We start from the raw sequence: 15,326 nt of genomic DNA, 5'->3' as shown, positions 1-15,326 counted from the left end.
CTTTGTTACTGCTTGGTGGCGGCTACTTGAGCGGCAACTTCGGCAGCGAAGTCCACTTCGGCCTTCTCGATGCCTTCGCCCACTTCGTAACGAACGAAGGAAACGATTTCGGCGCCGGCCTGCTTGGCCAGGTCGCCGACCTTCACTTCCGGGTTCTTCACGAAAGGCTGCTCGACCAGGCTCGCTTCGGCGAGGAACTTGCTGATGCGGCCCTTGACCATGTTCTCGACGATGTTCTCCGGCTTGCCGGCGATCTTGTCGGCGTTCAGCGCCAGGAAGATTTCCTTCTCTTTCGCGATCGCTTCTTCGGAAACTTCCGAAGCGCTCAGGAACTGCGGGTTGCTGGCGGCGACATGCATGGCGATGTCCTTGGCCAGTTCCGGGTTGCCGCCTTTCAGGTTGACCACGACACCGATGCGGTGGCCGTGCAGGTAGGCGCCGACCACGTCGCCCTCGACGCGGGTCAGGCGGCGGATGTTGACGTTCTCGCCGGTCTTGGCGACCAGGGCCAGACGAGCTTCCTCACGTGCTTCGACCAGCGGAGCGGCGTCGGTCAGCTTCTCGTTGAAGGCCTTTTCCAGGCTCTCGGCGACGAAGCCCTTGAAGTCGTCCTGGAGGGCCAGGAAGTCGGTCTGGGAGTTGACTTCGATGATCACGGCGGCCTTGTTGTCGGCAGCGATCTTGACGGCGATCGAGCCTTCGGCGGCAATGTTGCCGGCCTTCTTGGCAGCCTTGATCGCACCGGCAGCGCGCATGTCGTCGATGGCCTTCTCGATGTCGCCGCCAGCGGCGGTCAGCGCCTTCTTGCACTCCATCATGCCCAAGCCGGTACGCTCGCGCAGTTCTTTAACCATGGCTGCAGTAATTTCTGCCATTTCGAAATCCTCTTGAGTGGTAGCTCTCAAAAAACCTTTGTGCCCGGCCTGCCGGACAGAAACTCAAAGGTGGCAAAAAGGGGGCCTAGCCCCCTTCCTGCGCACCGTCGGACGTCTGAACGTCCCGGAATCAGCCTTCGGCGGATTCGGCCGGCGCTTCCTCGACGAACTCGTCGGCGCTGGTGGCAGCGCCCTGCTTGCCGCGGATTACCGCTTCGGCCATCGAGTTCAGGTAGAGTTGCACGGCGCGGATGGCATCATCGTTACCGGGAATTACATAGTCGACGCCTTCCGGGCTGCTGTTGGTATCGACAACGCCGATGACCGGGATGCCCAGCTTGTTGGCTTCGGTGATGGCGATGCGCTCGTGGTCGACGTCGATCACGAACAGAGCGTCCGGCAGGCCGCCCATGTCCTTGATGCCGCCCAGGCTGCGCTCGAGCTTCTCGAGGTCACGGCTGCGCATCAGGGCTTCTTTCTTGGTCAGCTTGTCGAAGGTGCCGTCCTGGGACTGGGTTTCCAGGTCGCGCAGGCGCTTGATCGACTGACGGATGGTCTTGTAGTTGGTGAGCATGCCGCCCAGCCAGCGATGGTCGACGTACGGCATACCGCAACGAGCGGCTTCCTCGCGAACGATCTTGCCGGCGGAACGCTTGGTGCCGACGAACAGGATCTTGTTCTTGCCAGCGGCCAGGCGCTCAACGAAGGTCAGGGCCTCGTTGAACATCGGCAGGGTCTTTTCGAGGTTGATGATATGGATCTTGTTGCGCGCGCCGAAAATGAACTTGCCCATTTTCGGGTTCCAGTAACGGGTCTGGTGGCCGAAGTGCACACCGGCCTTCAGCATATCGCGCATGTTGACTTGGGACATGATAGTTCCTCGATAAGTCGGGTTAGGCCTCCACGCATCCCAATGACCAACCCTTGCGGGCACCCAGGCCATCGTGTCGATGCATGTGTGGGTTTGTGCTCCGAAAAAGGCCGCAGCCTCGGAGCGGGGCGCTTTATACCATAACCGTGGACGCAGTAAAACCCGCCGCGGATGGCCGGGCGGGAGTAGATCGGTCGGTCAGGTCTGCTAGAATCGCGTATTCCTTATTATTCATGCGTGCTTGCACGCCCGAAGAGAATTCGCATGACCGTCACCATCAAGACGCCCGACGATATCGAGAAGATGCGCATCGCCGGCCGCCTGGCCGCCGAAGTGCTGGAAATGATCGGCGAACACATCAAGCCCGGCGTGACCACCGAGGAGCTGGATCGCATCTGCCACGACTATATCGTCAACGAGCAGAAGGCGATTCCCGCCCCGCTGAACTACAAGGGCTTTCCCAAGTCGATCTGCACCTCGATCAACCATGTGGTCTGCCATGGCATCCCCAACGAGAAGCCGCTGAAGGAAGGCGACATCCTCAACGTCGACATCACCGTCATCAAGGACGGCTACCACGGCGACACCAGCAAGATGTTCCTGGTCGGCAAGACCCCGGAATGGGCCGACCGCCTCTGCCAGATCACCCAGGAATGCATGTACAAGGGCATTTCCGTGGTGCGTCCGGGCGCGCACCTGGGCGATATCGGCGAAATCATCCAGAAGCACGCGGAAAAGAACGGCTTCTCGGTGGTCCGCGAATACTGCGGCCATGGCATCGGCAAGGTGTTCCACGAGGAGCCGCAGGTCCTCCACTACGGTCGTGCGGGTACCGGCATCGAGCTGAAGGAAGGCATGATCTTCACCATCGAGCCGATGATCAACCAGGGCCGCCCGGAGACCCGCCTGCTCGGCGACGGCTGGACCGCGATCACCAAGGACCGCAAGCTGTCCGCGCAATGGGAGCACACCGTGCTGGTCACCGCCGATGGCTACGAGATCCTCACCCTGCGCAACGACGAAACCTTCCCGCGCACCTCGGCAGCCTGATCCGGCCCGGCTTTTGCTGCCAGCCGTGCGCCTCGACGCCCCGCCCCATTCCGGCGGGGCCGACGCCCCGATTCGGCGCAGCGCGCGCACCAATACAGCGCAAAAACGCACCAAGACGGGGCGCTCGCGTATCGAACCCAACCGCTAGCAGATAAAGGAAGGCCGCATGCCGCAGGTGGATCCCGAATTGTTCGATCGCGGGCAGTTCCAGGCGGAACTGGCCTTGAAGTCCAGCCCGATCGCCGCCTTCAAGAAGGCCATCCGGCAATTCCGCGAAGTGCTCGACAACCGTTTCAACAGCGGCCGCGACATCCGCCGCCTGATCGAAGATCGCGCCTGGTGCGTCGACCAGATCCTGCAACAGGCCTGGCAGCGCTTCGACTGGGGAGACGACGCCGACATCGCCCTGGTCGCCGTGGGCGGCTACGGCCGCGGCGAACTCCACCCCTACTCCGACGTCGACCTGCTGATCCTCCTCGACAGCGAGGACCAGGAGAGCTTCCGCGAACCGATCGAAGGCTTCCTCACCCTGCTCTGGGACATCGGCCTGGAAGTCGGCCAGAGCGTGCGCTCGGTGCAGCAGTGCGCGGAGGAAGCACGCGCCGACCTGACGGTGATCACCACCCTCATGGAGTGCCGCACCATCTGCGGCCCTGACAGCCTGCGCCAGCGCATGCTGCAGGTTACCGGCAGCGCGCACATGTGGCCGAGCAAGGAGTTCTTCCTGGCCAAACGCCACGAACAGCAGCGCCGCCACGCCAAGTACAACGACACCGAGTACAACCTCGAGCCCAACGTCAAGGGCTCCCCCGGCGGCCTGCGCGACATCCAGACCATCCTCTGGATGGCCCGCCGCCAGTTCGGCAGCCTCAACCTGCACGCCCTGGTGCGCGAAGGCTTCCTGGTGGAAAGCGAGTGCAGCATGCTGGCTTCCAGCCAGGAGTTCCTCTGGCGGGTCCGCTATGCCCTGCACATGCTCGCCGGGCGCGCCGAGGATCGCCTGCTGTTCGATCACCAGCGCAGCATCGCCCGTCTGTTCGGCTACGAAGACAACGACGTCAAGCTGGCGGTCGAACGCTTCATGCAGAAGTACTACCGGGTGGTGATGGCGATCTCCGAGCTGAACGACCTGATCATCCAGCACTTCGAGGAAGTCATCCTGCCCTGCGAGCAGCCGGTGCAGATCCAACCGCTGAACAGTCGCTTCCAGTTGCGCGACGGCTACATCGAGGTGACGCACCCGAACGTCTTCAAGCGCACCCCGTTCGCCCTCCTGGAAATCTTCGTGCTGATGGCCCAGCACCCGGAAATCAAGGGCGTGCGCGCCGACACCATTCGCCTGCTGCGCGACAGCCGACACCTGATCGACGACGAGTTCCGCCACGACATCCGCAACACCAGCCTGTTCATCGAGCTGTTCAAGAGCAGCCAGGGTATCCACCGCAACCTGCGGCGGATGAACCGCTACGGCATCCTCGGCCGCTACCTGCCGGAGTTCGGCCATATCATCGGGCAGATGCAGCACGACCTGTTCCATATCTATACGGTGGACGCCCACACCCTCAACCTGATCAAGCACCTGCGCAAGCTGAATCGGCCGGAGATGGCCGAGAAATATCCGCTGGCGAGCAAGATCATCGATCGTCTGCCCAAGCCGGAACTGATCTACATCGCCGGTCTCTACCATGATATCGCCAAGGGCCGTGGCGGCGACCACTCGGAACTCGGCGCGGTGGACGCCGAGGCCTTCTGCCAGAGCCACCAGTTGCCGCTCTGGGACACCCAACTGGTGTCCTGGCTGGTGCAGAACCACCTGGTGATGTCGACCACCGCGCAACGCAAGGACCTCTCCGACCCGCAGGTGATCTTCGATTTCGCCCAACTGGTCGGCGACCAGACCCACCTCGACTACCTGTACGTGCTCACCGTGGCCGACATCAACGCCACCAACCCGACGCTCTGGAACTCCTGGCGCGCCAGCCTGCTCCGGCAGCTCTACACCGAGACCAAGCGCGCCCTGCGCCGCGGCCTGGAGAACCCGGTGGACCGCGAGGAGCAGATCCGCCAGACGCAGACCGCGGCCCTCGACCAACTGGTACGCAATGGCATCGACCAGGACGATGCCGAGCAGCTATGGAGCCAGCTCGGCGACGACTACTTCCTGCGCCACACCGCCGGCGACGTGGCCTGGCACACCGAGGCGATCCTCCAGCACCCGGACGACGGCACGCCGCTGGTGCTGATCAAGGAAACCACCCAGCGCGAGTTCGAGAGCGGTTCGCAGATCTTCATCTACGCCGCCGACCAGCACGATTTCTTCGCGGTCACCGTGGCCGCCATGGACCAGCTCAACCTGAGCATCCAGGACGCGCGGATCATCACCTCCACCAGCCAGTTCACCCTCGATACCTATATCGTGCTCGACGCCGACGGCGACTCCATCGGCAACAACCCGGAGCGCATCGCCGAGATCCGCGAGGGGCTTATCGACGCATTGAAGAACCCCGACGACTACCCGACCATCATCCAGCGCCGGGTGCCGCGCCAGCTCAAGCACTTCGCCTTCGCCCCGCAGGTGACCATCTCCACCGACGCGCTGCGCCAGGTCTCGGTGCTCGAAGTCATCGCCCCCGACCGCCCCGGCCTGCTGGCGCGGATCGGCGGCATCTTCCTGGATTTCGACCTGTCGGTGCAGAACGCCAAGATCGCCACCCTCGGCGAGCGCGTGGAGGACGTCTTCTACATCACCGATGCGCGCAACCAGCCGCTCGCCGACCCCGACCTGTGCAAACGCCTGCAGGCCGCCCTGGTCGAGCAGCTGTCACAAGACAACGGACGGGACACCCTGCCTACCCGGATAAACTTCTGAGAAGCCTTGCCAACGCCATGAATACCGCACTCGACAACCTGCAACCCTACCCCTTCGAGAAGCTCCGCGCCCTGCTCGGCGGCGCCCGGCCGCCCGCGACGCTGAAGCCGATCGCACTGTCCATCGGCGAGCCCAAGCACCGCTCGCCGAGCTTCGTCGCCGAAACCCTGGCGGAGAACCTGGACCAGCTCGCGGTCTACCCGACCACCCTCGGCCTGCCGGCCCTGCGCGAAGCCATCGCGCGCTGGTGCGAGCGGCGCTTCTCGGTGCCGGCCGGCTGGCTAGATGCGGCGCGCCACGTACTGCCGGTGAACGGTACCCGCGAGGCGCTGTTCGCCTTCACCCAGACCGTGGTCCGCCGCAGCGAGCCCGGCGAGGCGCCCGGCCTGGTGGTCAGCCCGAACCCGTTCTACCAGATCTACGAAGGCGCGGCGCTGCTCGCCGGAGCCGTGCCGCATTACCTGCCCTGCCGCGAGGAAAACGGCTTCAACCCCGACTTCGACGCGGTCGACGAGGCGACCTGGCAGCGCTGCCAGATTCTCTTCCTCTGCTCGCCAGGCAACCCCACCGGGGCCCTGGTACCGCTGGAGACCCTGAAGAAGCTGATCGCCCTGGCCGACCGCTACGACTTCGTGATCGCCGCCGACGAGTGCTACAGCGAACTCTACTTCGACGAAAACGCCCCGCCGCCCGGCCTGCTCAACGCTTGCGCCGAGCTGGGCCGCACGGACTTCAGCCGCTGCGTGGTGTTCCACAGCCTGTCCAAGCGCTCCAACCTGCCCGGCCTGCGCTCGGGCTTCGTCGCCGGCGACGCGGAGATCCTGAAGAAATTCCTCCTCTACCGCACCTACCACGGCTGCGCCATGCCGGTGCAGACCCAGTTGGCGAGCATCGCCGCCTGGAACGACGAGGTCCATGTGCGCGCCAACCGCAGCCTCTACCGCGAGAAATTCGACGCCGTGCTGGCGATCCTCGACGGCGTGCTCGACGTACAGCGCCCGGACGGCAGTTTCTACCTGTGGGCACGTACCCCGGTGGACGACACCGTATTCACCCGCGAACTGTTCGAGCAGCAGCACGTGACGGTGGTGCCGGGTTCCTACCTGTCGCGCGAGGTGGACGGCGAGAACCCCGGCGCCAACCGCGTGCGCATGGCCCTGGTGGCACCACTGGCCGAGTGCGTCGAAGCCGCCGAGCGCATCCGCGACTACCTGCGGGCGCGCTGAAGCCTGCGCGGAGAAACGAAAAGGGATCGCCGCGGCGATCCCTTTTTCGTTCACACCCAGCGGGCGAAGCGATTGGTCAGCCAGCTTTCCTGCTGGTCCAGCTCGCGCAGGATGTCGCCCAGGGTCTCGTCGTCGATCTCGTTGTTGCGCCGCTGCCGGTACAGTTCCAGGCGCTGCGCGCGCAACGCCTTCAGGCGCAAGGCCTTGTCGGCGATCTCCAGGGCTTGGGCCTGGTCGCGGGCCTCATCGGTGGTCGGTGCGGTATCCAGCGACTGGCGGTATTCGGCCATGATCTGCGCACGCGCCTCGGCGACCCGCGAAGTATTCGCCGCATCGTTGCCTTCCACCTGCGGCAGTTCCTCGCTCTCCAGGGCCCGGATCGCCGCCTCCGCGGTCTTGCGCCAGGCCTCGCGCCGCTCGCGCTCGTGGGCGCCATTGTTGCTCGCCGGCAGCCCGCGCAGCAGCAGCGGCAGGCCGATGGTCGCGCCGATCAGGGAAATCAGGATCACGCTGGTGGCGATGAAGATGATCAGGTCGCGCTGCGGGAAGGCGCTGCCATCCATCAGGCTCATCGGTACCGACAGCACCGCCGCCAGGGTCACCGCACCACGCACGCCGCTCAATGCACTGAGGGCGGAGAGACGGCGCAGGGAGATGCCGCTCAGCCCGGGCGGGCTTTTGCCGCGCCAGCGATCGATGCGCAGCGACAGCTTCCAGTAGCCATAGACCCAGCCGTAGCGGATCAGCATCAGCACGGCGGTGATCGCCGCCACGTAGGCCAGCAGCAGCGAGGAACGCCAGAGCAGGTCGCCGTGGTGGTTGGCCACCGACTTCATGATGTCCGGCAACTGCAGGCCGAGCAGCAGGAACACCACGCCGTTGAAGGCGAACTCCAGCATCGACCAGACGCTGCGGTTGAGCAGGCGCGTGGAAGTCTGCCGCGGCAGCAGGTCGACCCAGCTCTGCATCATGCCGGCCGCCACCGCCGAGAGAATCCCGGAGACGCCCAGGTGTTCCGCCACCATGTAGGAGGCGAACGGCAGCAACAGCATCAGTACCACGTGGGTCGCCGGGTCGTCCCAGCCACGGGAGATCATCCAGGCGCGGATGCGGCCCAGCGACCAGCTGAGGAACACCCCGATGGCCAGGCCGCCGACCGCGACCAGGAGGAAGTTGAGGCTGGCGTCCACCAGCGAGAACACGCCGGTCATCGCCGCGGCGATGGCGAACTTGAATGCCACCAGGCCAGAGGCATCGTTCATCAGCGCCTCGCCCTCCAGCAGGTGCATCAGGCGCTTGGGCAGCCGCCCCTGGGTGATCGCCGAGACCGCCAGGGCGTCCGTGGGCGACAGCACGGCGGCGAGGGCGAAGGAAGCCGCCAGGGGAACTTCCGGGATCAGCAGATGGATGAAATAGCCGGCGCCGACCACGGTGAAGAACACCAGGCCGAACGCCATCATCAGGATCGGCCAGCGCATCCGCCAGACTTCCCGCTTGGGAATACGCCAGCCGTCGACGAACAGCAGCGGCGGAATGAACAGGAAGAGGAACAGCTCCGGGTCGAGGGCAATGTGCAGTCCGAGGGAGGGCAAGGCCAGCAGGGCCCCGGCGGCGATCTGGATCAGTGGTAGCGGCAAGGGCAGCAACTGGGCAGCCAGGCGGGTGGCGCCGACGACCAGCAGCAGGGTCAGAACGGTGTACACGGTTTGCATGAGGGCGGGGATCTCCGGCTTCGTCCCTGGACGATGCGACTGCGCCGATTGCACCATCGCGATCGGTAGGCAGCTATCCGACATTCGCACAATCCGTACGGTCTTTCCTAGCCCCGCCGCTCTACCCCGCGCGTCCGCCCCCTCCGCGGCGACGACCGGGGCGCCCGGCCAAGGTTCCCGCACTAGTACATCCGAGCTATTTCATAGCGGTGCGAGACGCTCCTACACTCCCCTTCAGTCCAGGCCCGCCGTAGCGTCGGCCAGGACGACGCCCCGAAGGAGTACGGGGTGCAGCGCCCACTCAGACAAAGGAATGCCGCCATGACAAGCAAGGGACTTACTTCCGCACTGCTGCTCGCCTCGATGTTCGCCGCCACCTCCGGCTGCCTCCAGCAGAACGCACTGACCCAAGGCTACCGCACCACCCAGCCCGGGCAACCCGGCCAGGCCCAGGTCGCCTCCGCCAACACCCCTTGCACCCCCAGCGCCACCAATGACCTGATCGCTACCGGTCGCAGCCTGCTGGACATCACCACCAACCTGATCAAGACCCGCAACCAGATGAGCGACGGCGGCAGCATCATGCGCGACGTCGACGACGTGCAGAAGGTCGGCAAGGGCCATGCCGTACTGGACAGCGTCGAGAGCATGACCGGCGGTCCGCAGCAGCCCTGCGGCTAAGCGCACCACGACGATTCATCCCGGACAGCGAGCCCCCGCACGCTGTTCTCCCCCTGAGCCTCGCCTACCCGGCGGGGCTTTTTTTGTCCTGCGCCAAACAGCCGCCGCCCCGCATCAAGGAACTCGCCCATCACCCGGCCATGCAGACCAGGCCGCTTCGAGTCCCGTTCGTCACCTGTGCAAGGCGTCTGGAACGCGACTATTGTCCGACGATCGAAGTGATGGCAATGTAGAATTACACCTTTGGATGTAGTCGTTTCGGGTAGGTCGCGAGATGGAACGAGCTTTTTCCCCTACCGCGGAATCGCGGAGCAGCGGCCCATGAGGCGCGCCGAGATGCTGTTGCTGAAGAGCCTGGCTGAGACACTGATGGCCGACCGGGACAACCGCCACGACGACTTGCAGGCGACCATGCGGCTGGCGCACCTGAGTTCGCCGGAGATGATCCTGTACATGGTCAACCGGGTGCTCGAGCTCGAAGAGAGCATCGAGCGGATCGCCGCGGTTCTCCAGAAACTCTCTGCGGACGAGCCGATGCCCCTAGAGGAAACGCCGCCCGAACCAGCCTTCGAACCGGCCCTGCAGTCCCGCGCCACCGAGACCGCGGAAACCTAGCGGCGGGCAGGCCGCTACACCAGCACCTGGCGAGTGCTGGCGATCAGCGCATGCACCTGTCGCTCCACCTGCTCCGCCACCGGCACTTCGGGCCCCCGCCCCTCCGGGCAGGGCAGGTTCGGCGTGGTGCCGAACAGCCGGCAGATCAGCGGACGTTCCTCATAGGCCTCGCAGCCGTTCGGTCCGAGATGGACGCAGTTCCACTCGGCCAGGGCGGCGTCGTGTTCGGCCTCGCTCTTCACCGGCAGGCGGGCCATCTCTTCCGACGAGGCGGTAACCGGCCCGCAGCAATCGTGGCAGCCGGGCTTGCAGGCGAAGCCCGGTATCTGCAGGCGTAATTGGTCTATCTGGCGACCGATGCAACTCATGGGAAATCTCCTCGGCGGGGGAAGGATTGTACAGCGCGGACCGGAGCATTCCGAAAGTACCGGTAAGGATGCTCTCCAGCGAGCCGAATCGACCTGTTCAACCTGCGCTCTCTCCGTTCCCGGCCAGGGAAACAGCCCGGCTCCCTGTCCGCCCGCCCGTCCACGGCTATCTGCCGTCACGCCGCTCCCGAGCGCGGTAGCCCCGAGACCGCACAGGGGCGGAACGACGTGGCATAATCCAGCGATCACCTTTCGGCGACCTATCGGCAGGGCCCGGGAAGACCCGGGCCTCGGGAGAAGCAATGACCTACGTTCTCTACGGCATCAAAGCCTGCGACACCATGAAGAAGGCTCGGACCTGGCTCGACGAGCACAAGGTCGCCTACGACTTCCACGACTACAAGGCCGTCGGCATCGACCGCGAACACCTGCGGCGCTGGTGCGCGGAGCACGGCTGGCAAACCGTCCTCAACCGCGCCGGCACCACCTTCCGCAAGCTCGACGAAGCGCAGAAGGCCGATCTCGACGAAGCCAAGGCGATCGAGCTGATGCTGGCCCAGCCGTCGATGATCAAGCGCCCGGTGCTGGAGCTGGGCGGCAGGACGCTGGTCGGCTTCAAGCCCGACGCCTACGCCGCCGCCCTGGCCTGAGCGGGAGGCCGCATGAGTGTCGCCTGGGCCCTGTTCGTACCCGCCTGCTTCGCCCTCAACCTGGCGCCGGGGCCGAACAACCTGCTGTCGCTGAACAACGCCGCCCGGCACGGTTTCGCCACCGCCTCGCTGGCCGGCGGCGGGCGCCTGCTGGCATTCGCCGGCATGCTCGCCCTGGCCGCCTCCGGGCTGGCGCTGGTGCTGCACACCTCGGCCTGGCTGTTCCTGGCGATCAAGGTGCTCGGCGCTGCCTACCTGTTGTGGCTTGCGGTGCAATTGTGGCGGACCGATGCGCAGCCACTGGCGAACGAAGCCAGCCCGGCGCGTCCCAGCCTCTGGCGCCTGGGGCGCCAGGAGTTCCTGGTGGCGGCGGGCAACCCGAAGGCGATCCTGATTTTCACCGCCTTCCTGCCGCAGTTCGTCGATCCCGGCCAACCGCTGGGCGCCCAGTTCGCCCAGCTCGGAGCGGCATTCCTGCTGCTCGAATGGCTGGCCATCGCTCTTTATTCCTATGCCGGGCTCCACCTCGGCCGGCTGCTCGCCGGCCAGCGGGCCCGGCGTCTGTTCAACCGCGGTTGCGCCGCGCTGCTCGGCAGCGCGGGACTGGGCCTGCTGCTCAGCCGCCGTCCGGCCTGACCGTTCCACTCCGTTTCGAGGAAACCCACATGTCGCAATCCCTGTTCAGCCTGGCCTTCGGCGTCGGCACCCAGAACCGCCAGGAAGCCTGGCTGGAAGTGTTCTACGCGCTGCCGCTGCTCAAGCCTTCGAGCGAAATCGTCGCCGCCGTCGCACCGATCCTTGGCTACGCAGCCGGCAACCAGGCGCTGACCTTCACTTCGCAGCAGGCCTACCAGTTGGCCGACGCCCTGAAGGGTATCGACGCCGCTCAGTCGGCCCTGCTCTCGCGCCTGGCGGAAAGCCAGAAGCCGCTGGTCGCCACCCTGTTGGCGGAAGACGCCGCGCCGTCCTCCACCCCGGAGGCCTACCTCAAGCTGCACCTGCTCTCCCACCGCCTGGTCAAGCCGCACGCTGTGAACCTGAGCGGCATCTTCCCGCTCCTGCCGAACGTGGCCTGGACCAACATCGGCGCGGTGGACCTGGCCGAACTGGCCGAACTGCAACTGGAAGCGCGACTGAAGGGCAAGCTGCTGGAAGTCTTCTCCGTCGACAAGTTCCCGAAGATGACCGACTACGTGGTCCCGGCCGGCGTACGCATCGCCGACACCGCCCGCGTGCGCCTGGGCGCCTACATCGGTGAAGGCACCACGGTGATGCACGAAGGTTTCGTCAACTTCAACGCCGGCACCGAAGGCCCGGGCATGATCGAAGGCCGCGTATCCGCCGGCGTGTTCGTCGGCAAGGGGTCGGACCTGGGCGGCGGCTGCTCGACCATGGGCACCCTTTCCGGTGGCGGCAACATCGTCATCAGCGTCGGCGAAGGCTGCCTGATCGGCGCCAACGCCGGCATCGGCATCCCGCTGGGCGATCGCAACATCGTCGAGGCCGGCCTGTACATCACCGCCGGCACCAAGGTCGCCCTGCTCGACGAGCAGAACGCCCTGGTGAAAGTGGTCAAGGCCCGCGACCTGGCCGGTCAGCCCGACCTGCTGTTCCGCCGCAACTCGCAGAACGGTGCGGTGGAGTGCAAGACCAACAAGACCGCCATCGAGCTGAACGAAGCGCTGCACGCGCACAACTGAGCCCAGCTCGCCTCCCCGCTCGCCCGACGGTGCTCGCCAGCGCCGCCGGGTGCGCTACCCTTTCCCCTGTAACCGTCCTCGCACAGTGTCCGCCATGTCCCTGCCGTCTCCCTGGCGCGCCGACTTTCCGGCCTTTTCCGCCTTCGCCGCGGAAGGCCTGACCTACCTCGACAGCGCCGCCACCGCCCAGAAGCCACAGGCCGTACTCGACGCCCTGAACGGCTACTACCTCGGCGGCGCCGCCAACGTCCACCGCGCCCAACATGTCCCCGGCGAGCGCGCCACCCGGGCCTTCGAGGCCGCGCGCAGCCGCGTCGCCCACTGGCTGCACGCCGGCAACCCGGCCGAGGTACTGTTCACCCGCGGCACCACAGAGGCGATCAACCTGGTGGCCTATGGCCTGGAGCGGCATTTCCGGCCTGGCGACGAACTGCTGGTCAGTGCCCTGGAACACCATGCCAACCTGCTTCCCTGGCAGCAGTTGGCCCTGCGCCGCGGCCTGGTCCTGCGCGTGTTGCCGCTGGACGAGCGCGGGGTGATCGACCTGGAGCAGGCCCGCCATATCATCGGCGAGCGTACCCGCCTGCTGGCGATCAGCCAGTTGTCCAACGTTCTCGGCACCTGGCAACCGGTGGTGGAGTTGATCCAGCTGGCCCGCGAGCGCGGTGCCTGGACCCTGGTCGACGGCGCCCAGGGCAGCGTCCACGGACGCCACGACCTGCCGGGCCTGGGCTGCGACTTCTACGCATTCTCCGGCCACAAGCTCTACGGCCCCGACGGCATCGGCGTGCTCTGGGGTCGCCCACAGGCCCTGGAGCAACTGGCGCACTGGCAGTTCGGCGGCGAGATGGTACGCCACACCGGCTTCCACGAAGCCAGCTTCCATGCCGCTCCGCTCGGCTTCGAGGCGGGCACCCCGGCGGTTTCCGCGGCGATCGGCCTAGGCGCGACCATCGACTGGCTGGCCACCCTGGACGAAGCCGAAGTCGCCGCCCACGAAGGCGCCCTCCACGCCCGCCTGCTCGCCGGCCTGCTGGCGCGCGACGGCGTCAGCCTGCTCGGCGAACCCCAGGCGGCGCTGGCCAGCTTCTGCGTCGACGGCGTGCACGTCGCCGATCTCGCCCACCTGCTCGGCGAACAGGGCATCGCGGTGCGCGCCGGCCACCATTGCGCGATGCCGCTGCTGCAACGCCTCGAGGTACCCGGCGCCCTGCGTGTCTCGCTGGGCTTGTACAACGATGCCGACGACCTGGAGCGCTTCTTCCTGGCCCTCGACCGCTCACTGGAGTTGCTGCGATGAACCCGGTTCTCCCCGAACAGGCCCAGGAGGCACTGGACGCCTTCGGTCACACCGCCAGTTGGGAACAGCGTGCGCGTCTGCTGCTGCAATGGGGCGAGCGCCTGGCGCCGCTCGCGGAACACGAACGCCAGGAAGAGCATCGCGTGCACGGTTGCGAAAGCCTGGTCTGGCTGCTCGGCGAGCAGCGCGACGGCCACTGGCGCTTCCGTGCCGACAGCGACGCGCGCCTGATCCGCGGCCTGCTGGCGGTGCTGCTGGCACGGGTCGACGGCATCGAGACCCGCGAACTGGCGCGCCTGGACCTCAACGACTGGTTCACCTGCCTGGGTCTTTCCCGCCAACTGTCGCCCTCGCGCAGCAACGGCCTGAACGCCGTGCTGCAACGCATGCGCGAACTGGCCGGCCAGACCGCCGGCTGAGCCCGCTCAGCGCGCCAGCAGCTCCGGCAGGTGCCGGGCCAGGGCGCGGTAGCGATCCTCTTCGATCCGATAGGCCCAGTCAGGATGGGCGGCGACCTCGCCCTCGGCGAAGCCCTCGACGCTCTTCGGCAACAACCAGTATTGCTCGCCCTGGCGCCGAATCTCGCCATCCAGGCGCGCGCCGGAAAACGTCCGCAGGCTGAACGCCAGGAGCAATGGCGCCTGTCTGAATCCCACCTGCGCCAGCGGCGCTACATCGGCGAAACGCAGGTCGGCGAACAGCGCCGCCGCGCCGTTGGCCGCTGCCTCATAGGCCAGTTTGCGCCCTGAGGGCAATTGCCGGACCTGCAGGTTCGGCTGCCCGGCGTCGTCGCGATAGAGATCCAGGCGCTCGCCCTTCGGATAGCGCAGTTGCAGTTCGCGCACCCGGGCGAAGGGCAGCGTGGCGATCCGCCGGTCGAGCCACTCCAGCTCGTTGTTCGGCAACGGCAGGCGCTTGTCGATCAGCCAGGCCTGCGGATCGCCCAGTCGTCGTACGAAGCTACCGCCATGCTGCGCATCCTTGCCTACCAGCAGCACCAGAGGCTCGCTGGACTGCCGCTGCAGGCTCAGGCGTAGCGCCTGCCCCTCGCCACGCTCCGCCAGGCCAAGCAGCGCGTGGTTCTTCGGGTTGGCGCTCTTCGCCTCGACCTTGCGCGCCTCTGCCAGTGCCTCGAGCAGCGCCGACAAGCGTAGCCGGTCGGCCGGATAGTCGGCCTTGGCCGGCAGGACCCACGCGCCCGCACGCCGCTCGACCCGGATATCCGGCGAACCGTCGGCAAACTGCATGTGCAGGCCACTCAGCGTCGCGCTGTCCAGTTCCGGCAGCCAGCGCTCTGCCGCCGGCAAGGCAGGTACCTCGGCTGCGCGCTCGCGCTGCAGCCAGGCGAAGGTTCCGGCCAGCGCCGCCACCAGCGCCAGCAGGACGATCAGCGTATTGCGCCGCATGCG

The 15,326-nt window shown here is 66.3% G+C and carries 15 protein-coding genes; 10 read left to right on the top strand and 5 right to left on the bottom strand.

The annotated features are described in order from the left end of the window. Positions 1-5: 5 nt before the first annotated feature. Together tsf and rpsB are read right to left on the bottom strand one after the other, a co-directional pair. Positions 6-875 (bottom strand): translation elongation factor Ts, encoded by an 870-nt coding sequence (tsf, locus tag FHW81_RS03180; RefSeq protein WP_003092393.1) that lies wholly within the window; start codon positions 873-875, stop codon positions 6-8. 130 nt (positions 876-1,005) lie between these two features. Then, the gene (rpsB, locus tag FHW81_RS03175) at positions 1,006-1,746 is read right to left on the bottom strand and encodes a 30S ribosomal protein S2 (protein WP_003092394.1); all 741 of its coding nucleotides are present in this window, start codon (positions 1,744-1,746) and stop codon (positions 1,006-1,008) included. A 264-nt stretch (positions 1,747-2,010) separates the two neighbouring features. Here rpsB and map point away from each other — a divergent pair, with 264 nt between their 5' ends. The 3 genes from map to dapC all read left to right on the top strand — a co-directional run bounded on the left by map (position 2,011) and on the right by dapC (position 6,891). Next, the gene (map, locus tag FHW81_RS03170) at positions 2,011-2,796 is read left to right on the top strand and encodes a type I methionyl aminopeptidase (protein WP_003092395.1); all 786 of its coding nucleotides are present in this window, start codon (positions 2,011-2,013) and stop codon (positions 2,794-2,796) included. Positions 2,797-2,962: 166 nt separating this feature from the next. Further along, positions 2,963-5,665 carry a [protein-PII] uridylyltransferase gene (locus FHW81_RS03165; protein ID WP_003113862.1) on the top strand — a complete coding sequence of 901 codons (2,703 nt, stop codon included), beginning with the start codon at positions 2,963-2,965 and terminating at the stop codon, positions 5,663-5,665. A 17-nt stretch (positions 5,666-5,682) separates the two neighbouring features. Beyond that, the gene (gene dapC, locus FHW81_RS03160; RefSeq protein WP_003092403.1) at positions 5,683-6,891 is read left to right on the top strand and encodes a succinyldiaminopimelate transaminase; all 1,209 of its coding nucleotides are present in this window, start codon (positions 5,683-5,685) and stop codon (positions 6,889-6,891) included. A gap of 50 nt (positions 6,892-6,941) precedes the next feature. On the opposite strand, the gene FHW81_RS03155 is transcribed toward dapC, so the two are convergent. Next, positions 6,942-8,687 (bottom strand): Na+/H+ antiporter, encoded by a 1,746-nt coding sequence (locus FHW81_RS03155; RefSeq protein WP_004345486.1) that lies wholly within the window; start codon positions 8,685-8,687, stop codon positions 6,942-6,944. A 237-nt stretch (positions 8,688-8,924) separates the two neighbouring features. Between FHW81_RS03155 and FHW81_RS03150 the strand changes: the two genes are divergently transcribed. Then, positions 8,925-9,284 carry a hypothetical protein gene (locus FHW81_RS03150; RefSeq protein ID WP_003092416.1) on the top strand — a complete coding sequence of 120 codons (360 nt, stop codon included), beginning with the start codon at positions 8,925-8,927 and terminating at the stop codon, positions 9,282-9,284. Positions 9,285-9,605: 321 nt separating this feature from the next. Then, entirely contained in the window at positions 9,606-9,899 is a 294-nt protein-coding gene (locus FHW81_RS03145) for a hypothetical protein (RefSeq protein ID WP_003098613.1), read from the top strand. Positions 9,900-9,913: 14 nt separating this feature from the next. Here the strand turns inward: FHW81_RS03145 and FHW81_RS03140 are convergent, their stop codons facing one another. Beyond that, on the bottom strand, positions 9,914-10,267 hold the full coding sequence (locus FHW81_RS03140; RefSeq protein WP_003098616.1) for a YkgJ family cysteine cluster protein: 354 nt from the start codon (positions 10,265-10,267) through the stop codon (positions 9,914-9,916). Positions 10,268-10,569: 302 nt separating this feature from the next. Between FHW81_RS03140 and FHW81_RS03135 the strand changes: the two genes are divergently transcribed. From FHW81_RS03135 to FHW81_RS03115, 5 genes are all read left to right on the top strand, one after another. Beyond that, a complete protein-coding gene (locus FHW81_RS03135) occupies positions 10,570-10,917 on the top strand; it encodes an ArsC family reductase (protein ID WP_003098619.1) in 348 nt (115 codons plus the stop codon). A 12-nt stretch (positions 10,918-10,929) separates the two neighbouring features. Continuing rightward, positions 10,930-11,553 (top strand): LysE family translocator, encoded by a 624-nt coding sequence (locus FHW81_RS03130; RefSeq protein WP_004345492.1) that lies wholly within the window; start codon positions 10,930-10,932, stop codon positions 11,551-11,553. 29 nt (positions 11,554-11,582) lie between these two features. Beyond that, positions 11,583-12,617, top strand: coding sequence for a 2,3,4,5-tetrahydropyridine-2,6-dicarboxylate N-succinyltransferase (dapD, locus tag FHW81_RS03125; protein ID WP_003092431.1), 1,035 nt, complete (start codon positions 11,583-11,585; stop codon positions 12,615-12,617). Positions 12,618-12,711: 94 nt separating this feature from the next. Continuing rightward, a complete protein-coding gene (locus FHW81_RS03120; RefSeq protein WP_003098634.1) occupies positions 12,712-13,917 on the top strand; it encodes a cysteine desulfurase in 1,206 nt (401 codons plus the stop codon). Further along, positions 13,914-14,336 (top strand): SufE family protein, encoded by a 423-nt coding sequence (locus FHW81_RS03115; protein WP_003092439.1) that lies wholly within the window; start codon positions 13,914-13,916, stop codon positions 14,334-14,336. Before FHW81_RS03120 ends, FHW81_RS03115 begins: the two co-directional genes overlap by 4 nt. A gap of 6 nt (positions 14,337-14,342) precedes the next feature. On the opposite strand, the gene FHW81_RS03110 is transcribed toward FHW81_RS03115, so the two are convergent. After that, positions 14,343-15,323 carry a DUF4340 domain-containing protein gene (locus FHW81_RS03110; RefSeq protein WP_023089400.1) on the bottom strand — a complete coding sequence of 327 codons (981 nt, stop codon included), beginning with the start codon at positions 15,321-15,323 and terminating at the stop codon, positions 14,343-14,345. Positions 15,324-15,326 lie beyond the last annotated feature (3 nt).

The organism is Pseudomonas sp. RC10-4-2 (assembly GCF_050433085.1).
Classification (GTDB): domain Bacteria; phylum Pseudomonadota; class Gammaproteobacteria; order Pseudomonadales; family Pseudomonadaceae; genus Pseudomonas; species Pseudomonas aeruginosa.
The sequence above is the reverse complement of the archived record's forward strand: the minus strand, read 5'-3'. Positions and strand labels throughout refer to the sequence as shown.